The organism is uncultured Tateyamaria sp. (assembly GCF_947503465.1).
Classification (GTDB): Bacteria; Pseudomonadota; Alphaproteobacteria; order Rhodobacterales; family Rhodobacteraceae; genus Tateyamaria.
Genome location: NZ_CANNDN010000001.1, coordinates 145012 through 163265 on the forward strand (window position 1 = coordinate 145012; position 18254 = coordinate 163265).

At 62.0% G+C, this 18254-nt stretch carries 19 protein-coding genes; 9 read left to right on the forward strand and 10 right to left on the reverse strand.

All coding sequences use genetic code 11. The features are described 5' to 3' along the window. Window positions 1–60: 60 nt before the first annotated feature. Window positions 61–423: a RidA family protein gene (locus Q0844_RS00720; protein WP_299045167.1), complete on the forward strand. Its 363-nt coding sequence runs from the start codon at window positions 61–63 to the stop codon at window positions 421–423. Here the strand turns inward: Q0844_RS00720 and Q0844_RS00725 are convergent. Continuing rightward, window positions 420–2105, reverse strand: a complete 1686-nt coding sequence (locus Q0844_RS00725; protein WP_299041064.1) for an FkbM family methyltransferase — start codon at window positions 2103–2105, stop codon at window positions 420–422. The genes Q0844_RS00720 and Q0844_RS00725 overlap by 4 nt on opposite strands. Before the next feature lie 279 nt (window positions 2106–2384). On the opposite strand from Q0844_RS00725, the gene Q0844_RS00730 reads away from it, so the two are divergent. From Q0844_RS00730 to Q0844_RS00740, 3 genes are read left to right on the forward strand one after another with little or no spacing between them, the layout of a single operon-like run. Next, window positions 2385–2768: an NADH:ubiquinone oxidoreductase subunit NDUFA12 gene (locus tag Q0844_RS00730; protein WP_299041065.1), complete on the forward strand. Its 384-nt coding sequence runs from the start codon at window positions 2385–2387 to the stop codon at window positions 2766–2768. Further along, entirely contained in the window at window positions 2769–3221 is a 453-nt protein-coding gene (mlaD, locus tag Q0844_RS00735) for an outer membrane lipid asymmetry maintenance protein MlaD (protein ID WP_299041066.1), read from the forward strand. Further along, a complete protein-coding gene (locus Q0844_RS00740) occupies window positions 3218–3589 on the forward strand; it encodes a DUF2155 domain-containing protein (protein ID WP_299041067.1) in 372 nt (123 codons plus the stop codon). Before mlaD ends, Q0844_RS00740 begins: the two co-directional genes overlap by 4 nt. Here Q0844_RS00740 and aat read toward each other — a convergent pair. The 8 genes from aat to Q0844_RS00780 all read right to left on the reverse strand — a co-directional run bounded on the left by aat (window position 3553) and on the right by Q0844_RS00780 (window position 11567). Beyond that, on the reverse strand, window positions 3553–4188 hold the full coding sequence (gene aat, locus Q0844_RS00745) for a leucyl/phenylalanyl-tRNA--protein transferase (protein WP_299045169.1): 636 nt from the start codon (window positions 4186–4188) through the stop codon (window positions 3553–3555). The two genes, Q0844_RS00740 and aat, sit on opposite strands and share 37 nt — an antisense overlap. Before the next feature lie 108 nt (window positions 4189–4296). Next, entirely contained in the window at window positions 4297–5643 is a 1347-nt protein-coding gene (gene accC, locus Q0844_RS00750; RefSeq protein ID WP_299041068.1) for an acetyl-CoA carboxylase biotin carboxylase subunit, read from the reverse strand. A gap of 10 nt (window positions 5644–5653) precedes the next feature. Then, window positions 5654–6151 (reverse strand): acetyl-CoA carboxylase biotin carboxyl carrier protein, encoded by a 498-nt coding sequence (accB, locus tag Q0844_RS00755; protein ID WP_299041069.1) that lies wholly within the window; start codon window positions 6149–6151, stop codon window positions 5654–5656. A 213-nt stretch (window positions 6152–6364) separates the two neighbouring features. Continuing rightward, window positions 6365–7120 (reverse strand): ABC transporter ATP-binding protein, encoded by a 756-nt coding sequence (locus Q0844_RS00760; protein WP_299041070.1) that lies wholly within the window; start codon window positions 7118–7120, stop codon window positions 6365–6367. A 12-nt stretch (window positions 7121–7132) separates the two neighbouring features. Next, window positions 7133–7897, reverse strand: coding sequence for an ABC transporter ATP-binding protein (locus Q0844_RS00765; protein ID WP_299041071.1), 765 nt, complete (start codon window positions 7895–7897; stop codon window positions 7133–7135). A 12-nt stretch (window positions 7898–7909) separates the two neighbouring features. Continuing rightward, window positions 7910–9109 carry a branched-chain amino acid ABC transporter permease gene (locus tag Q0844_RS00770; RefSeq protein WP_299041072.1) on the reverse strand — a complete coding sequence of 400 codons (1200 nt, stop codon included), beginning with the start codon at window positions 9107–9109 and terminating at the stop codon, window positions 7910–7912. Between the two features lie 3 nt (window positions 9110–9112). Next, window positions 9113–10144, reverse strand: coding sequence for a branched-chain amino acid ABC transporter permease (locus Q0844_RS00775; protein WP_299041073.1), 1032 nt, complete (start codon window positions 10142–10144; stop codon window positions 9113–9115). An 85-nt stretch (window positions 10145–10229) separates the two neighbouring features. Next, window positions 10230–11567, reverse strand: a complete 1338-nt coding sequence (locus Q0844_RS00780; RefSeq protein ID WP_299041074.1) for a substrate-binding protein — start codon at window positions 11565–11567, stop codon at window positions 10230–10232. A 228-nt stretch (window positions 11568–11795) separates the two neighbouring features. Here Q0844_RS00780 and Q0844_RS00785 point away from each other — a divergent pair, with 228 nt between their 5' ends. The 5 genes from Q0844_RS00785 (at window position 11796) to Q0844_RS00805 (ending at window position 17818) form a co-directional block, all read left to right on the forward strand. Beyond that, window positions 11796–13103 carry a helix-turn-helix transcriptional regulator gene (locus Q0844_RS00785; protein WP_299041075.1) on the forward strand — a complete coding sequence of 436 codons (1308 nt, stop codon included), beginning with the start codon at window positions 11796–11798 and terminating at the stop codon, window positions 13101–13103. Window positions 13104–13193: 90 nt separating this feature from the next. After that, entirely contained in the window at window positions 13194–13568 is a 375-nt protein-coding gene (locus tag Q0844_RS00790) for a response regulator (protein WP_299041077.1), read from the forward strand. Then, window positions 13565–13858, forward strand: a complete 294-nt coding sequence (locus tag Q0844_RS00795; protein ID WP_299041078.1) for a hypothetical protein — start codon at window positions 13565–13567, stop codon at window positions 13856–13858. Before Q0844_RS00790 ends, Q0844_RS00795 begins: the two co-directional genes overlap by 4 nt. Beyond that, window positions 13855–16536, forward strand: coding sequence for a sensor histidine kinase (locus Q0844_RS00800; protein WP_299041080.1), 2682 nt, complete (start codon window positions 13855–13857; stop codon window positions 16534–16536). Before Q0844_RS00795 ends, Q0844_RS00800 begins: the two co-directional genes overlap by 4 nt. A 61-nt stretch (window positions 16537–16597) precedes the next feature. Then, entirely contained in the window at window positions 16598–17818 is a 1221-nt protein-coding gene (locus Q0844_RS00805; RefSeq protein ID WP_299041082.1) for a hypothetical protein, read from the forward strand. Here Q0844_RS00805 and Q0844_RS00810 read toward each other — a convergent pair. Then, window positions 17815–18249, reverse strand: coding sequence for a TIGR01244 family sulfur transferase (locus tag Q0844_RS00810; RefSeq protein ID WP_299041084.1), 435 nt, complete (start codon window positions 18247–18249; stop codon window positions 17815–17817). The two genes, Q0844_RS00805 and Q0844_RS00810, sit on opposite strands and share 4 nt — an antisense overlap. Window positions 18250–18254: the final 5 nt, after the last annotated feature.

The following is an 18254-nucleotide window of genomic DNA, read 5'->3' on the forward strand; positions in this document are numbered from 1 at the left end:
GGAAGTTCGCAGGGCGCACGCGTTCTGCGCCCAATCGCAGAAAAGGGGGCACCCATGTCGATGATCAAGCGCATCCATTCCGGGGGCGAATACGAACCCAAGGTCGGCTATTGCCGGGCGGTCGCGGCGGGTGGATGGATTCACGTGGCAGGCACCGTCGGGCACGGCACCACGGCTGTCGAACAATGCGCTTCCGCGCTGGATATCATTGGCAAGGCCCTGGCCGAGTTCGGTGCCGATTTCAGCCATGTGGTACGAGTGACCTACATGCTGCCGGACCGGGACGAGTTTCCGCCCTGTTGGCCCTTGCTGCGGGAGGCGTTCGGGGACAACCCGCCTGCGGCAACCATGATCGAATGCGGCCTGATCACGCCCGAAGACCGGATCGAGATTGAAGTTACCGCGATGATGCCAGACGCCTAGCGCGCTGTTTCAAACCGTTCTGCAAGCGTGGCTTGCACCATGTCGGGATCAAGGTCTTCCCAGGGCGCACCACCGGGCGCGATGAACCCGCCCTCTGCCAAAGCTGTCTGGACCTGTGCCATGTCCGGCTCGCCCAGTGCCATCCGGGCGCGGTGCGAGATCGGGTTCTCCCACGTGGTCTTGAGCGCCTTGATCGCCAACGGTGCGCGCCCGGTAAAGGATGTCAAATGCCGTTCGATCATGGTGCTGGCGGTCGACTGACGCCGCATGATCATGGCGACATGCTGGTCGCGCATCCCGCAAAATGCCAGCAGGTGCAGGGCAGACCCGTCGCAGGACACCACATGACGCGCCGCCTTGTAACGTGCAATCTGTTCCGGAATCGTATGCTTCTGCGGATGGAAAATCTCGTACCCATCGGCCTGCAAATGCGCTTCGATCTCTTGCTCGCCCAGCAGCACACCCCGATCAAACGGCAGTTGCGAGCGGGAGATATACAGCTTGTCCCCGCCCTCTGGTGCGATGTCACGGGCAAAGCGCGCGTCGCGGAACCGCCGGTAGGACGGCGTGCCCGCAATAATAGCCCCAAGGCCAAATCCCTGCCCGGGCACAATCAACTCGCCCACCTGATGCGGCTGATCCACCACCTTGATCGGGACATCCACGCCCAGGGCTTTGAACATTTCTGTCTGGAACGATTTGCATTCGGTGGCGCCTCCGGGGCGGCGCGGCACGAAAACGATGCCGTCGATCTCTCCCTGCACCACGTCGAGGGCCCAAAGACGTCCCAGCGATTCGGCGATGAAATGGGCAAAGTTGCTGTACAGCACACCGCCCCAGACCCACCGTCCATCCAACGGATTTGCTTGAGTTTTCAGCCGCTTGAACGGCAAAGTTGAACGACGCTTATTCCGCCAATGCGCCGCGATGGGCACATCACGCCCTTGGGCGGTCTGAACGCCCGAATGGCTGATGAAACCACTTGTTTCGCTGGGTTTGATAATCGCGTTTTCGCATGTCTGGATCCGCTCGGACCATCCGCCAGACGGGTCCGGCCAACTTGCATCGGGATGCGTCCAGACGTCGTCGCGCGTGCAGGTCCAGACAAAGCGGGTCGATACCGCGTCATTGCGTTCGAAATGCGCCAGCTTGAGGATGTCCTTGCATTCGCGCACACCTTCCTTGCCATACGCGTCCGGGTGAAATTCGATCACGATGGCCCGGATTCCACGCAGATTTGCATGGCGCAGCAAGTCCAGTTCGCCCCCCTCGATGTCCATGATCAGAACATCAGGTCGGAATGTGTTGATCACCCGACCATAGGGGACCGTGGGCACATCCACGGCGGTGGTCTGGCGCCGCGGCGTATCAATGAGGGACGAGCCAAGGAACGAATTGCGCAGGTGGAATGTCATGTGTTGGGGCTGGTTGGGCCCGGCGGTCACGACCTGATGGCGCACCTCCATCACCTCTTCCAATCCGTTCAGGCGGTGCAGCGCTTCGATATGGGGGATCAGATTGGGGTTTGCCTCGAACGACAGCACGGCATCGGGTTGTGCGTTCCTTGCGATGACCGCGCCAACCACACCCAGACCGGCCCCCAATTCAAGCACCCGGTCGCCCGGTCGAACCACGGCCAGCGCGCCGGCAATTTCCTCGCCCTCATAGCGACCGGCATTCATCCGCCGAATGCGCGTTTCGTTCAAAAAAGGGGACACCGGCACATGAACCCCGAAACTGGTCGCGGCGATGTCCGGCGCGTCAACAGACCCTTCGATTTTGGATACCGAATTCAAAACTGTGCCCGATCGTTACTTTTGTCTTCATGAATTGCGCGCTGGAGTTGCAAGTTCCAGAAAAAACTTTGTGACTGAAATGTCAGTTTTCGAGTGCGGCGCCTGTGCCACTGGACGTGCCGAACCGATTGCGGCATAGACTGACACAAACGTCGGAGGCAAGACATGGGCATTCTGAATACGCTTTTGCGCGCAGTCACCTGGTGGAACGGCCAGACGCTGAACACGCAGCTTTTCACCGCCCGAAAAGGCGTGAAAGTGGGCGAAGACAGCCAGGGCAACGTGTTCTACAAGACGCGGGACGATGCCCGGCGCTGGGTCATCTACAATGGCGAGGCCGAGGCAAGCCGCGTGGACCCCGAATGGCACGGCTGGCTGCATCGCACCTGGGACGAACCTCCGACCGAAAAGCCGCTCAGGCGCAAGGACTGGGAAAAGCCACACCAGCCGAACCTGACCGGCACGGCCATGGCCTATGCGCCCGCAGGTTCGATCCGGCGCCCGGACCCTGCGGACCGGTCCGATTACGAAGCCTGGACACCCGAATAAATGGCCGAAAACACGACCGAAGTGCTGGTGGGTGGGGTCGTTCTGGCTGCGGCCATCGGGTTTGCCGTCTATGGCGCGCAGGTCGCGGGCCTGGGCTCGAACACGGGGTCCGCATACCCGCTGACCGCCAGCTTTCGCAGCCTCGAAGGTGTGAATGTCGGCACGGACGTGCGGCTGGCCGGCGTAAAGGTCGGGACGGTATCGCAAGTCGAACTGAACCCCGAAACCTACCGCGCCGACACGGTGGTGTCTGTGCGCGCAGACACGCAGATACCCGATGACAGCGCCATTATCATCAGCTCCGAAGGGCTGTTGGGCGGCAATTTCGTGGAAATCGTGCCCGGCGGGTCGCCATTCTATTTCGAAGAAGGCGACGAAATCACGGACACCCAAGGGTCTGTCAGCCTGATTTCCCTGCTTTTGCGCTTTGTCTCGGGGGGCGAAGAGGGATGAGGGCGCGCGCCGCCGTTGTCGCGGCGCTGGCGGCGGTGCTGCTTGGCACTGGCCTTGCTGCGCAGCAGACCACGGAAAACGGGCCCGGCGCGGTGCTGCGTGGCCTCGACAAGTTCAGTGGCAAAGTGGTGGATATCGAGATGCTAGCCGGGCGCACCGTGCGCTTTGAACGTCTGAACATCACGCTGACCGAATGCCGCTATCCTGCGGGCAACCCGTCGGGCAATGCCTATGCCGGGTTGCAGATCACCGAAACCGGACGCGAAGGCGTGGTGTTTTCGGGGTGGATGATCGCCTCCGCCCCCGCGCTGAACGCGATGGAACATCCCCGCTATGACGTTTGGGTCATGCGGTGCACCACCTCCTGAAGGGGGCTGACAGGCACTGCTCCCATGTCGGCATCATGCACATTCAACGCACGTTCCAGCCGCGCGTGATACGCCGCCCGCGTGATTTCCACAGCGCCCAGGCTGGCCAGATGTGTCGTCAAAAACTGGGTGTCAAACAGAGTGAACTGCGCCCGGCGCAGGTGATCCACGGCGGCGGCCAGCGCCATCTTTGATGCGTTCGTGGCGCGCGAAAACATGCTTTCACCAAAAAACGCGCCCTTGAGAACAACGCCATAGACGCCGCCAATCAGCCGCGTACCATCCCAGATTTCAAATGACCGCGCCTGTTTGCGCATGTGCAGGCCCAGATACAGGCGTCGTATCTCGGGGTTGATCCATGTATCGATCCGGTCCGCGCAGCCATCGACGACCCCTTCGAAATCGGCGTCCATCGTCAATGTCCACTGCGTGCGTCGCATCGCGCGCGCCAGGGACCGGGACATGTGAAACCCGTCCAGCGGCATCACCCCGCGCAAGCGCGGATCGACCCAGAACACCTCTGGATCGTCGCGCGATTCCGCCATGGGAAAGATGCCCGCAGCATAGCCCTGCAACAGCAGGTCAGGGGTCAGTCGGATGTCGTCTTTCATAAGCGGATCCACCGGGGTTGGTGCCACCTTACGCCGGTGTGCCGACATAAAAAAGGGACCGCCGCAGCGATCCCTTGTCAGATCACGCGCAAAATTTCACTCTGCCTGCGCATCCAGCCATTTTTCCAGCCAGTGAATGTTGTAGTCGCCGGTGTGGATGTCCTTTTCCGCCAAAAGCGCGTGGAACAGGGGCACGGTTGTGTCGATCCCGTCGATGATCAACTCTCCCAGCGCGCGGTTCAGGCGGGCCAATGCCTCGGCCCGGTCGCGGCCATGCACGATCAGCTTGCCGATCAGGCTGTCGTAATAGGGCGGAATTGCATACCCGTCATACAGCGCGGAATCCATCCGCACACCCAGGCCGCCCGGCGCATGATATTGGGTGATCCGACCCGGCGAGGGCGAGAAATTGGGCAGTTTTTCCGCGTTCAGGCGGACTTCGATCGAGTGGCCGTTGATCTCAAGATCATCCTGGGTGAAAGACATTTCCATGCCTGATGCCACGCGGATCTGCTCGCGCACCAGATCGACACCAAAGATGGCTTCGGTCACTGGATGTTCGACCTGCAAACGGGTGTTCATCTCGATGAAATAGAACTCGCCGTTCTCGTACAGGAATTCGATTGTGCCTGCGCCGATATAGTCGATCTTGGCCACCGCATCCGCACAGACCTTGCCGATGGCGGCGCGCTCCTCGGCGCTGATGGCGGGGCCGGGGGCTTCTTCGAACACCTTCTGGTGACGGCGTTGCAGCGAACAATCCCGTTCACCCAGATGCACTGCACGCCCCTTGCCATCGCCAAAGACCTGGATTTCGATATGGCGCGGTGTGGTCAGGTACTTCTCGATATAGACTTCGTCATTGCCAAACGCAGCCTTGCCCTCGGCCCGCGCGGTCATGAATGCGCTTTCCATGTCGGCGGCGGTTTGCGCCACTTTCATGCCGCGCCCGCCACCGCCGGCAGTCGCCTTGATGATGACGGGATAGCCCATCTCGTCACCCAGCGCCTTGGCCTCGTCCAAGGTCGCAACACCGCCGTCAGAACCGGGCACGCAGGGCACACCCAGTGCTTTCATGGTGTCCTTGGCGGTGATCTTGTCGCCCATCACACGAATATGTTCGGCGGTGGGGCCGATAAAGGTCAGGCCGTGATCTTCGACGATCTGCACGAACTGGGCGTTTTCCGACAGGAATCCGTAACCTGGGTGGATGGCTTCGGCGCCCGTGATCTCGCAGGCCGAGATGATTGCAGGAAAGCTGAGATAAGATTGGGGAGAGGCGGGTGGACCGATGCAGACGGATTCGTCCGCCATACGCACGTGCATGGCGTCAGCGTCGGCGGTCGAATGCACGGCGACGGTCGCGATGCCCATCTCTCGCGCGGCGCGGATGACGCGCAGGGCGATCTCTCCGCGATTGGCAATCAGGATTTTGTTGAACATGGCCAGATCCTTATTCGAGGATCACAAGCGGGGCGCCAAATTCAACGGCGGCGCCATCCTCGACCAGGATACGCTTGACCGTGCCTGCGCGGGGGGCAGGGATGTGGTTCATGGTCTTCATCGCCTCGACGATCAGCAGCGTGTCGCCTTCGCTGACCTGCTGGCCGACCTTGATAAAGGACGGTGCACCCGGTTCGGCCTGCATATAGACGGTACCGACCATGGGCGATGTCACGGCGCCGGGGTCGCTGGCGGGATCGGAGGACGCCTCGGCGGCATCGGCGGCGGGCGCCGCGGCTGGTGCTGCCGGTGCGGGCGCTGCGGCGGCAGGCGCGGCCGCGACCTGCGTCACGATCTGTTGTGCCGTCTGGCGCGATACGCGTACGTTCAGGCTGTCGTCTTCGCCATATTCGCGTTTGACCTGCAATTCCGTCAGGTCATTTTCGCGCAGCAGTTCCGCCAGGGCCTGGATAAAGGCCACGTCGGCGTCATGGTTGCTCTTTGTCATTCTTGTCCTCAACCGTTTGGTCGTTGCCGCGCAGTCCCATGCGCGGCCCTTCATGCTCCGCGCCGCTTATAACCGTGCAGTGACGCAGAGGAAAGCGCCCTGACACATCAATGGTGCGTCCGCAATGGTCCAGATGCGGTGAAAGCGGGGCGGGCAAGAAAAAACCGGCCATGTGGATGGCCGGTTTTGTACCCCTTTTTGACTGATCCGTCGTCAGATGGCGAGGTACTCGGCCCGCAGTTCTTCGTTTTCGAGCACTTCGGCAGCGGTCCCGTCAAACACAATTCCGCCCGTGTCCAGGATCACTGCGCGGTCCGCCAATTGCAGGGCACGCACGGCGTTCTGTTCCACGATCACGGTTGTGATTCCCTGCTCCTTGATCACGGTTAGGGTCTTTTCGATCTCGTCGACGATGACAGGGGCCAGACCTTCGTAGGGTTCATCCAAGAGCAGCACCTTGATGTCGCGGGCCAGTGCACGGGCAATGGCCAACATCTGTTGTTCGCCGCCCGACAGGGTTGTGCCCTCTTGCGTGCGGCGCTCGCCCAGGCGCGGGAACAGATCGTAAAGCCGTTCGATGGACCAGCCGATGGGCGGGGCAATCTGCGCCAGCTTCAGGTTCTCCTCGACCGTCAGGCCGGGGATGATGCGGCGGTCTTCCGGAACCAGACCCAGGCCGGCCTGACTTGCCTCGTGGCTCGCCATGTTGTGCAGCGGTTGGTGATCCAGCCAGATTTCACCATGCGTCACCTCGGGGTCGCCAATCCGCGCGATGGACCGCAGGGTCGAGGTCTTGCCCGCCCCGTTGCGGCCCAGCAGGGCCAGGATCTCGCCCTCGTGCACGTTGAAACTGATGCCCTGCACGATGTAGCTTTCGCCGTAATAGGCGTGCATGTCCCACACGGACAAAAAGGCGGGGGCCGTGGCGGCGTGGTTCTTGCCCTTCGAAAAGTCAGGTTTGACGTTCATCTCATCAGCTCCTTATGCCGCATCCTGGGATTCGCCCAAATACGCTTCGCGTACCTTGGGGTGACCCTTGATGTTGTCGGGCGTGTCTTCGACCAGCGGCGTGCCTTGCGCCAGAACGGTGATCCGTTCGGCCAGGCTGAACACCACGTGCATGTCATGTTCGATGATCGAGATGGTGATATCCCGGTCGTCCTTGATCTGCTTGAGAAGGTCGATGGTGTTGTTGGTATCGGCGCGCGCCATGCCCGCTGTTGGTTCGTCCAGCAGCAACAGGCGTGGCTCCTGCGCAAGGCACATGCCGATCTCGAGGCGGCGCTTGTTGCCCCGCGACATGGTCGCCGCATTGTCGTTGCGGGCGTCCGCCATGTTCATCTCTTCCAGCATCTGCTCGGCCCGTTCCACGATTTCCTTGTCCTTCATCATGCTGATGAAGGCGTTGGGTGTGAACGCGCCGTCCCGCTTGGCGAAACAGGGGATCATCATGTTTTCAAGCACCGACAGATCGCCAAAGATTTCAGGCGTCTGAAACACCCGGGAGATGCCCATCTGGTTGATCTCGTAGGGTTTGCGCCCCAGCACCGATTGCCCGTCGAACATGACCGACCCGGTGTCGGGGATCAGCTTGCCCACCAGACAGTTCAGCAGGGTGGACTTGCCCGCGCCGTTTGGCCCGATGATGGCATGCACCGTGTTCTCGGCCACGCTCAGGTTCACGTCCCCCAGCGCTTGCAGACCGCCGAACCGTTTGCCCACGTTTTTGACTTCAAGGATACCCATTGGTCTCTCTCCTTATTCCGCAGGCGTGGTTTTGCCGTCAGGCGTGTCTGTCGACGTCTTCTTGCGGCCAAAGAGGCGCGCAATGCGTTGTCCACCCTCGACCAAGCCACCGGGCAGGAAGATCACGACCAACATGAAGATCAGGCCAAGCGTCAGGTGCCAGCCCTTGCCGATGAACGGATAAACCAGCGTGACCACGAAATCCTCGAGCCCATCGGGCAGGAAGGCAAACCAGGTGTGCAGGATGTCCGAGTTGATCTTGGACAGGATGTTTTCCATGTACTTGATCGCACCAGCCCCCAGCACGGGGCCGATCAGCGTGCCGACACCGCCCAGAATGGACATCAGCACCACTTCGCCCGAGGCCGTCCAGAACATGCGCTCTGCGCCTACTTGCGTGTCCATCGCCACCATCAGGCCACCGGCCAGACCGGCATACATGCCCGAGATGACAAAGGCGGCCAGCGTATAGGGCTTGGCGTTCAGGCCGGTGTAGTTCAGGCGCTGCTGGTTCGATTTGACCGCCCGCAGCATCATGCCGAAGGGCGAGCGGAAGATGCGGATGGACATGTAGAAGGCCAGCAGCATGACGATGGCCGCCACATAGTAGCCCGCGTTGAAGGTGAACAGCCAATTGCCCACGCTCCATTCAATGCTTGACCCCATTTCCAGACCGAACAGGTTGGCCTTGGCCGTCGCCCCTTCGGCCAGTGCGCCGTCCAGGATGCGCGGGTCGGTGGTTTTTGGCTGAAGCCCCGTTTCACCACCCGTGATCGGTGTCAGCACCGAATAGGCGAGCGAGTAGGACATCTGCGCAAAGGCCAGCGTCAGGATCGAAAAGTAGATGCCGGAGCGGCGCAGGCTGATCCAACCCACCGCAAGGCTGAAGACACCCGCGACGATCACGGACACGATCACGGCCGGAATGACGTTCATGGTCAGCAGCTTCATCATCCAGATCGCGGCATAGGACCCGACACCCAGGAAGGCGGCGTGCCCGAAGGACAGGTACCCTGTCAGGCCGAACAGGATGTTGAACCCGATGGCGAAGATGCCGAAGATCACAAACCGCTGCATCAGGTCGGGGTAACCCGCGTTGAATTGTGCCATGCCGGACCCCTCGGGAAAGGGGTTGAGCAGGAAGGGGGCTGCCATGGTCAGAAGGGCGACCAGGATCAGCAGGCGGGTGTCTTTTTTGTCCAGTCCGAACATGGATTATTCCTCCATCACGCCCTTGCGGCCCATAAGGCCCCGAGGACGGGTCAACAGAATGATGATAGCGACCAGGTAGATGATGATCTGGTTCAGGCCGGGCAGCACGTTCAGCACTTCGCGCATCGACGCAAAGCTTTCGAGAATGCCAAGAAGGAAGCCCGCAGCGACAGCGCCGGGCAGCGAACCCATGCCGCCCACGACGACCACCACGAAGCTCAGGACCAGAAAGTCCATGCCCATGTGGTAGTTGGGCGAGTTGATGGGCGTGTACATCACACCCGCAAGCCCAGCGACAGCGGCTGCGATGCCGAACATCAGGGTAAAGCGGCGGTCAATGTTGATGCCCAGCAGCTGCACGGTTTCGCGGTCGGCCATACCGGCCCGCACGACCATCCCGAAGGTGGTGAATTGCAGGAAGGCAAAGACCGCGCCGATGATGATGGCGGCAAAGGCAAAGTAGATGATCCGCCAATAGGGATAGATGATCTGGTTGGCTTCAAAGCCCAGCATGGTGCCGAAATCGAACGAGCCCACAAAGGCCGATGGGGCAGGGGTCGGGATCGGGTTGGCGCCGTAGTAATACTTGATGATCTCCTGCAGCACGATGGCCAGGCCGAACGTCACGAGGATCTGGTCCGCGTGGGGGCGCTTGTAGAAATGCTTGATCAGGCCGCGTTCCATGATGACCCCGATGGCGATCATCACCGGGATGGCAAACAGGATCGACAGTGGCACCGCCCAATCGATGATGGCATCACCGGTGGCCTGCCCAAACCAGTCATAGACGTAAGGTACATCCACCTTGAGCGGGTTGCCCAGAAAGTCCGTTTGCGTGTCATCAATAACCGTATGGCTGGCCGAGATGATCCGGCTGAGCGTCACGGCGCAGAACGCACCAATCATGAACAGGGCCCCGTGGGCAAAATTCACAACGCCCAGGGTGCCGAAAATCAGTGTGAGCCCGAGCGCAATCAGCGCATAGGCCGAGCCCTTGTCGAGCCCGTTTAGAATTTGAAGGATGATCGCTTCCATCGGCCTGACCTTTGGTTAGGGGAAGAACGTGTCCCCGCGGGGACAGTTTGGGAGGGCTGGGGGCCCTCCCAATGTTTTCAGTGGCTTACGCGCCGGGGTTGCACGAACCCAGCTCGCCACCGAAGATCGATGCATCGTAGGTGACTTGCGCGACCGGTGTGACTTCCACGATCTCGAGAAGGTCGAACTCGGATGTCGGGTTCTCTTTCCCTTTCACGACCAGCACGTCTTTGAAGCACTGGTGGTCTTCGGCGCGATAGAGCGTCGGACCGTTGCCCATGCCGTCGAATTCGAAGCCTTCCAGGGCCTCGGCGACTGCGCAGGGGTTGAACGAACCGGCCCGTTCCACGGCGTCCGCATAAAGCAGGGCCTGAACATAGCAGGTGTGCGCGGCCTGGCTCGGCGGGAAGCCGTACTTGGTGCCGAAGGATTGCACGAACGCCTTGGAGCCTTCGTCCTGCAGCGACCAGTGCCAGTTGGTGGACCCGAAGATACCCTTCACGTTGGCACCCGCACCCTTCGCCATCAGGCGGGAGTAGAGCGGAACAACGATTTCGAAGTTCTTGTTGTTCACGAGCTTGTCGCGCAGGCCGAACTGAACCGCGTTGGTCAGCGAGTTCACCATGTTGCCGCCGTAGTGGTTCAGAACCAGAACGTCGGCACCCGATTGCAGAACCGGCGCGATGTAGGACGAGAAGTCGGTCTGTGTCAGCGGCGTTTTCACTGCGGCGACGGTTTCCCAACCCATGGCTTCGGTCGAGGTGCGCACGGCTTCTTCGGTCGTGTAGCCCCAGTTGTAGTCGGCGGTCAGGTGATAGGCCTTGCGGTCCGTGCCGTAGTTGTTGGCCAGGATCGGCGCCAGTGCCGCACCGGACATGTAGGAGTTGAAGAAGTGGCGGAAGCCATTGGCCTTCTTGTCCTTGCCGGTGGTGTCGTTCGAGTGGGTCAGACCCGCCATGAAGATCACGCCAGCCTCTTGGCAGAGTGCTTGCACGGCCACGGCCACACCCGAGGACGAACCGCCCGTGATCATCACGGCGCCGTCTTTTTCGATCATCGACCGGGCCGAGGCACGGGCCGCGTCGGATTTGGTTTGCGTGTCGCCCGTCACATACTCGACTTTCTTGCCGAGAATGCCGTTGCCCTGCAGGGCCTTGGACGAGAAGGTGTTCATCAGGCCGCCGTCGCCGCCACCGTTCAGGTGCTCGACCGCGAGTTCATAGGCGCGCAGTTCGTCGGCACCTTCGTCAGCATAGGGGCCGGTTTGCGGCACGTTGAAGCCCAATGTCACGCTGGAACCCGTGGGCTCGTTCGTGAAAGCAGCGGCCGACTGCGCCGTAAAGATCGTTGGTGCGGCAACGCCGGCACCCGCGATGGCACCGGTTTTCAGCACGCCACGACGCGTCAGATTCATTTTGGACATGAATATCCTCCCAATTGTTGAAATGCGCTGTCCTGCTCCTCAACTGGACGGCGCGCGCACAGAGTGCAAACGTACTATCGCTTGTGATTGGAAAATTGCGCAATAAACCCTTTGTTTTGCGCGATTATTTTGTAAACAATTGCACAATACGACGGTATACTTTGTAAACTTTCTTATGTCGCAGCGCAGAAACGCGTTGAAATGACTGGCAAAGGGACGGGACGGGCCATGGCGCGCGATGCATTGACGGGCACACGGATACGCGAACGGCGGATCATGGGCGGTCTGAAACAGTCCGATCTGGCACGTCAGATCGGGATTTCAGCCTCGTATCTGAACCTGATCGAGCACAATCGCCGCAGAATCGGCGGCAAGTTGCTGTTGGATATCGCGTCCGCATTGGACGTCGAACCCACCGTTCTGAGCGAGGGGGCAGAGGCGGCCCTGGTGGCCTCCTTGCAGGAGGCGGCCCAACGGGTGCGCCTGGCCGAGGACGAAACTGCAAGGGCCGAAGAATTTGCCGGTCGTTTCCCCGGATGGGCGGATGCGTTGGCCACAGCGCACCGCAAGATCGCCGATCTGGAACGCACCGTCGAAACACTCAGCGACCGGCTGGCCCATGACCCGGAACTGGCCGCCTCGGTGCACGAGGTGCTGTCCACCGCGGCCTCCATCCGGTCGACCGCGTCTATCCTGGCCGAGGACAAAAGCATCACAGCCGAATGGCGGGACCGGTTTCACGCCAATATCGACGCCGACAGCCGACGCCTTGCCCAAAGTTCAAAGGCGCTGGTGGGGTTCCTTGATGCCGAAACCGGCGAGGCGGCGCCATCGGGGTCACCGCAGGAAGAGGTGGCGCAGTTTCTGGCTGCCCATGCCTACGGGTTTGAAACGCTCGAAGCGGGTACGGGCGATGTGGACGGCCTGATTGCGCAGGCCCCCGAACTTGCTTCGGCCCAGTCGCGGCAACTGGCGCGGGCGGTTCTTGAACGCGTGGCGCAGGACAGTGCGCGGGTGTCGATGGCGGATCTGACCGCAGCCATCGAGGATCTGGGGCCGGATGTGATTGCGCTTGCCAATCGGTTTGGCGTGTCGGTCCCGCAGATCATGCGCCGTCTGGCGGCGTCGCCTGCGCTGGGGGCAGGGATCGTGGTGGCGGACCGGGCGGGCAGCCTGCTGTTTCGCAAGGACGTGGACGGCTTTGCCATTCCACGTCACGGCGCGGCCTGTCCGTTGTGGCCCCTGTTTCAGGTCATGGGGCAACCCGGTCATGTGATCCGGGCCCGGGTGCGCATGCCGTCCCGCAACAGCGCCGTTTTTGACTGTCTCGCGGCGGCCGAGCCGGTGGGGCCGGCCATGTTGAATACCCCACCGCTGCTTGAGGCGACGATGCTGATCCTGCCCGTTCCGGACGCGCCGTCCGACCCGGTCCTGCCCATTGACGAGGTCGGTCCCGCCTGTCGCATCTGTCCCCGCAGCGGCTGCCACGGGCGACGCGAACCGTCGATCCTCAGCGACGGGTTCGGTGGCTTTTGACAGGGTGCAGAAATCGGCACATAGTTGCGGTGCGTGTCCGAGATGGCAAAAAGACCACCGGATTCCGCGCTTTGGGGAGGAGACGCAGACATGGGCAAGCATGTCCTGCTCGTGGAAGACGAGATAAACATCATCGAGGCCATGCAGTTTCTGCTGAGCCGTGAGGGCTGGGAGGTCGATACCCATTCGGATGGGGCCACCGCCGTAGACAAGGTGCGTGCCATGCGCCCGGACCTTGTGGTGCTGGACTACATGTTGCCGGGCAGGAACGGGATCGACATTCTGACGGAATTGCGCAGCGACCCTGCCTTTGAACGTCTTCCGGTGCTGATGCTGACCGCGCGCGGTCAAAGTCGCGACCGCGAACAGGCCGAACGCGCAGGTGTCAGTCGCTTCATGACCAAGCCGTTTTCCAATACCGAGGTGATGACAGCCGTGCGCGATCTGGTGCAGCTGGCGCAATGACCGGCAAGGTCCAGAACCCGACGCTGTTTCTGGAAAAGCGAAGCTATCGCCGCCGCCGGATGATGGATGCACTGCGCCTGTTGCCGATCGCCGGTATCCTGTTGTGGATCCTGCCGGTCTTCTGGCCCAATGGGCAGGATGGGCCCGCTGCACCTGCGCCGGTCGCCATGTCCAGTGCAGTCACGTATGTGTTCATCGTCTGGGCGGTGCTGATCCTGACCGGGCTTGCCCTGTGGTGGGCCGTTGGTCGCCGTACGGATGACGGCGAGGCACCGGAGCAGGAGACATGATTTCCGTCAACCAACTGGTTGGCGTCAGCCTTGTCTACGTCGCGTTTCTGTTCGCCATCGCCTTCTTTGCCGAGCGCGCGTCGGTCCGGGGCAAGGGCAGCTGGCTGCGCTCGCCCCTTGTCTACACCCTGTCCTTGTCGATCTACTGCACAGCCTGGACGTTCTACGGCGCCGTCGGCTATGCGGCCCGGTCGGGGATGGAGTTCGTGACAATCTATCTTGGTCCCAGCCTCGTGATGATCGGCTGGTGGTGGGTCTTGCGCAAACTGGTCCGCATCGGGCGCGCCCAACGTGCCACATCGGTGGCGGACCTGATTTCGGCGCGCTATGGCAAGTCGAACCTGCTTGCCATCGTTGTCACGGTCATGGCCGTTGTCGGCGTGACGCCCTACATCGCGCTGCAACTGCAATCGGTGACCCTGTCGCTGTCGATCTTTGCAGGCCCGGAACAGTCCGATACCCTCAGTCAGCCCACCGCCGCCTTTTGGGTCGCCTTCGGTCTGGCGTTGTTCACCGTCCTGTTCGGCACCCGGAACCTGAACGCCAATGAACGCCATGACGGCGTGGTCATCGCCATCGCGGTCGAAGCGGTTGTGAAACTGGTTGCCCTGCTGGCGGTGGGGGTCTTCGTGGTGTGGGGCATCGCCGGGGGGATCGCGCCGATGATGGAGCGGATCGACGCCTCGCCCATCGGGGAATGGAGCATGGACCGTAGCCGCTGGGCCGCATTGACCGCCTTGTCGGCGGCGGCCTTCCTGGCCCTGCCGCGCATGTTCCAGGTCATGGTTGTCGAGAACGAGGACGAGCGGCACCTGCAAATCGCCAGCTGGGCCTTCCCGCTGTACCTGATGTTGATGAGCCTGTTTGTCGTGCCCATCGCGGTCGTGGGCCTCGACATCATGCCCGCGGGGTCGAACCCCGACCTGTTCGTGCTGACCGTACCCTTGGCCGAAGGGCAGGGCGGACTTGCCACCCTGTCCTTTCTGGGCGGGTTTTCCTCTGCGACGTCCATGGTGATCGTGGCAACGCTGGCGCTGTCCACAATGGTGTCGAACCATGTGGTGATGCCCGTGTGGCTGAGCACACAGGCGGCGGGGGCACAGGTGTCGGGCGATGTGCGCAACGTAGTGATCCTTGCGCGGCGCGCGTCGATCCTGATCATCATCTTCTTCGGCTATGTCTATTACCGACTGTCGGGTGGCGGGGCCGCATTGGCCGCCATCGGGCTGATCTCGTTCGTGGGCGTGGCACAGTTCCTGCCGGCCATGCTGGGGGGTATCTTTTGGCGCGGAGCCACGCGGTGGGGGGCGTTGGCGGGGCTGGTTGTCGGGTTTGCGGTGTGGGTCTTTACATCGCTGCTGCCCAGCTTTGGACCCGACGCGGTGCTGAGCGCGGCCACCTTTCAGACGGGCCTGGGCGGGATCGGCTGGCTGCGGCCGCAAGCGCTGTTCGGCATCGAAGGCATCGATCCCACGGTTCACGCGGTGGTATGGTCGCTGACCTTGAATGTCGCGGCCTTTGTCCTGGGGTCGCTTGTCACGTTTCCGACCCCGTTGGAGCGGTTGCAGGGCGCGCAATTTGTCAACGTGTTCGACCATTCCACCCAGGCCCGCGGCTGGGACGCCGCATTGGCCACGTCCGAAGACCTGATGATCATGGCGCAGCGCATCCTTGGGCCGGAGGACGCGCTGGCACTGTTCCGGGCCGAGGCGCAGCGACAGGGGTTGACGGGGCACCTGCCGGAACCCACCCAGGGTTTTTTGCAGACACTTGAACGGGAACTGGCCGGATCGGTGGGGTCCGCCACCGCCCATGCCATGATCAGCCAGCTTGTGGGCGGCGCGACCGTTTCGGTCCAGGACCTGATGGCGGTGGCGGACGAATCCGCGCAAATCCTCGAATATTCCAACCGGCTCGAAGCCAAGTCTGCCGAACTGAGCCGGACCGCGCGCAAGCTGCGGGAAGCCAATGAAAAGCTGACCGCGCTGTCCGTTCAAAAGGATGCGTTTCTGGGCCAGATCAGCCATGAGCTGCGCACGCCCATGACCTCGATCCGGTCGTTTTCGGAAATCCTGCGCGACACCGATGGCCTGGACCGGGCCGACAAGACGAAATATGCCTCGATCATACACGGTGAAACGATCCGATTGACGCGCCTGCTGGATGACCTGCTGGACCTGAGCGTGCTTGAGAACGGTCAGGTGAACCTGAACCTCGAACACGGCACGCTGCGGGATGTGATTGCACAGGCGGTTTTGTCGGCGGGCGGAGATCGCGGCAACCTGCTCAGCATCACGCAGTCCGAGGCCAGCGCCGACATTCCCCTGGTCACGGATCTGGACAGGTTGCGTCAGGTGTTCATCAACCTGATCACCAATGCGCAAAAATACTGTGACGCCCCCGAACCCGCATTGCGGGTCGATGTCGTGGATCAGGCCGGTCAGCATCAGGTCGTCTTTTTCGACAATGGCACCCCGATCCCGGTCGAGGCGCGTGCGCTGATCTTCGAGAAATTCTCGCGGATCGATGACAAGGACGGGTCGGGCGCCGGGCTTGGCCTTGCCATCTGCCGCGAGATCATGTCCCGGTTGGGCGGCGATATCACCTACGAACCCCGTCCGGACGGCAACGCCTTTGTCGTTCATTTGCCGGCGCAGGCGGCACTGGCCGCGCAATAAGCAGAAATGCCGGTCGACATAAAGCGCTTGGTAACCAATCGCCCTTAGACCCTGTGCCCAGATGCAGGCCGTAGAAACGGCGGAGTTCATGGGCGAAACCGAAAAAACGAATGTGCTGGGACGCATCGCTGCGGCGGGGCGGGAAGAGCGTCAGGCCCGGGCCATGACGCTCCAGAAGGCCATGCGCATCACCGTGGCCAAGGTCGCGGATGCGTTGATGGACCTGCCCATGGCCGTGATCGGCGCCGTGATTGCCCATGTGGAGGGTGACGAGATCGAGGCGCAGTTCAAGGACGGTTCGCTGCTGATGCTGCTGGACGGGCCCGATGGGCACAGCGGGGCCGCGGTGCTTGATCAGACAGTGGTGGGCGCAGTGATCCAGCAACAGACCATCGGGTCTGTTCTGGCGGATACCGGCGCGACGCGCAGCATGACGCGCACCGATGCCGCAATCTGTGCGCCGTTGATCGACGCGCTTCTGGAACGGGTGCGCCCGATCCTCGACACGCCGGAGGATGCAGCACTGGTTGACGGGTTCCGGTTTGGTGCCCGGGCCGAAGACGCGCGCACGCTTGCCATGGCATTTGACGCACAGGACTACGCCACGATCCGCCTGACGCTGGATATCGCGCGCGGGGCGCGGCAGGGCGAATTGCTGCTTGTGCTGCCGATGCCCGACCCGTCGGACTCGGGTCCGGGCGACGGAGAGGGGGACCAGGATGCGGAGAAACAGGCTAGCATGACGGACACGGTCATGGCGCTGAATGCCGATCTGAACATGGTGGTGTGCCAAGTGCATTTGCCGCTGAAGGCGTTGCAGCGTCTGGCACCCGGTGACGAATTGCCCTTGGCGCCGGGGACATTTCCCAATGTGCAGATTACCACGCATACGGGCCGGGTTGTCGGGCGTGGGATCGTGGGCCACGTGGACGGTGTGCGTGCGGTCAAACCACAGCGCAAGCCCAGCCACGCCAGCCAACCCATGCGCCGCGTGTCGGACGAACCGATGGTCGAAATGCCTCAGGTCCAAGAAATCAGTGGCCCGTCCCGACGGGCCGCAGATGCTCCGGATGTGAGCGAGGCCGAGGTCGAGGCGGCCATGGCCGCCTTGCCGCCCATCGACCCGCCGGGCGCGGACGCGCCGCACAATGCGGCCGAGGCCACGGATGCGGACACCCTGCCTGCGCTTGCCGAATTGCCAAATCTTGATGATCTGCCGGACTTGACGGATTTGCCCGACCTGTCGGACTTGCCGGACCTTGCGGCCACCGGCGCGGGTTAGCCTGCCTTGTGGGCGGCGATTGCCTCGATCGTCGGGCGCAGGGCGTCCAGGTCATACCCACCTTCGCGCGCCGTCCGAAGGATGTCGTCGCACGCCATCTGGCCCGCCTGACCCAGGCACCACACGACCGTGGACCGCGTGCCCGACGCGCAATAGGCCAGCACGGGCCCGTCGGACCCTTTGGCAAGCTGCATATGCGCGTCCACCACATCCGGTGTCATCGTCTGGTGTGTCAACGGATGTCGAAAAAACGCCAACCCGGCTGCGCGGGCAGCACTTTCGATGGCATCCGCCTGAAAGGCGGGGTGCACTTCGGCGTCGGGGCGGTTGCAGATAACCGTCCTGATCCCGGCAGCGGCAATGTCCGGCAGGTCAGCCGGATCGATCTGCGGGGCGACAAAGTAGCGGTCTGTGATCTGCCTGATATCCATAGGCT

Coding starts and splice junctions, on each gene's coding strand:
- Q0844_RS00720 (WP_299045167.1), top strand. CDS start 61: ATGATCAAGCGCATCCATTCCGGGGGCGAATACGAACCCAAGGTCGGC.
- Q0844_RS00725 (WP_299041064.1), bottom strand. CDS start 2,105: ATGAATGCCGGTCGCTATGAGGGCGAGGAAATTGCCGGCGCGCTGGCC.
- Q0844_RS00730 (WP_299041065.1), top strand. CDS start 2,385: ATGGGCATTCTGAATACGCTTTTGCGCGCAGTCACCTGGTGGAACGGC.
- mlaD (WP_299041066.1), top strand. CDS start 2,769: ATGGCCGAAAACACGACCGAAGTGCTGGTGGGTGGGGTCGTTCTGGCT.
- Q0844_RS00740 (WP_299041067.1), top strand. CDS start 3,218: ATGAGGGCGCGCGCCGCCGTTGTCGCGGCGCTGGCGGCGGTGCTGCTT.
- accC (WP_299041068.1), bottom strand. CDS start 5,643: ATGTTCAACAAAATCCTGATTGCCAATCGCGGAGAGATCGCCCTGCGC.
- accB (WP_299041069.1), bottom strand. CDS start 6,151: ATGACAAAGAGCAACCATGACGCCGACGTGGCCTTTATCCAGGCCCTG.
- Q0844_RS00760 (WP_299041070.1), bottom strand. CDS start 7,120: ATGAACGTCAAACCTGACTTTTCGAAGGGCAAGAACCACGCCGCCACG.
- Q0844_RS00765 (WP_299041071.1), bottom strand. CDS start 7,897: ATGGGTATCCTTGAAGTCAAAAACGTGGGCAAACGGTTCGGCGGTCTG.
- Q0844_RS00770 (WP_299041072.1), bottom strand. CDS start 9,109: ATGTTCGGACTGGACAAAAAAGACACCCGCCTGCTGATCCTGGTCGCC.
- Q0844_RS00775 (WP_299041073.1), bottom strand. CDS start 10,144: ATGGAAGCGATCATCCTTCAAATTCTAAACGGGCTCGACAAGGGCTCG.
- Q0844_RS00780 (WP_299041074.1), bottom strand. CDS start 11,567: ATGTCCAAAATGAATCTGACGCGTCGTGGCGTGCTGAAAACCGGTGCC.
- Q0844_RS00785 (WP_299041075.1), top strand. CDS start 11,796: ATGGCGCGCGATGCATTGACGGGCACACGGATACGCGAACGGCGGATC.
- Q0844_RS00790 (WP_299041077.1), top strand. CDS start 13,194: ATGGGCAAGCATGTCCTGCTCGTGGAAGACGAGATAAACATCATCGAG.
- Q0844_RS00795 (WP_299041078.1), top strand. CDS start 13,565: ATGACCGGCAAGGTCCAGAACCCGACGCTGTTTCTGGAAAAGCGAAGC.
- Q0844_RS00800 (WP_299041080.1), top strand. CDS start 13,855: ATGATTTCCGTCAACCAACTGGTTGGCGTCAGCCTTGTCTACGTCGCG.
- Q0844_RS00805 (WP_299041082.1), top strand. CDS start 16,598: ATGCAGGCCGTAGAAACGGCGGAGTTCATGGGCGAAACCGAAAAAACG.
- Q0844_RS00810 (WP_299041084.1), bottom strand. CDS start 18,249: ATGGATATCAGGCAGATCACAGACCGCTACTTTGTCGCCCCGCAGATC.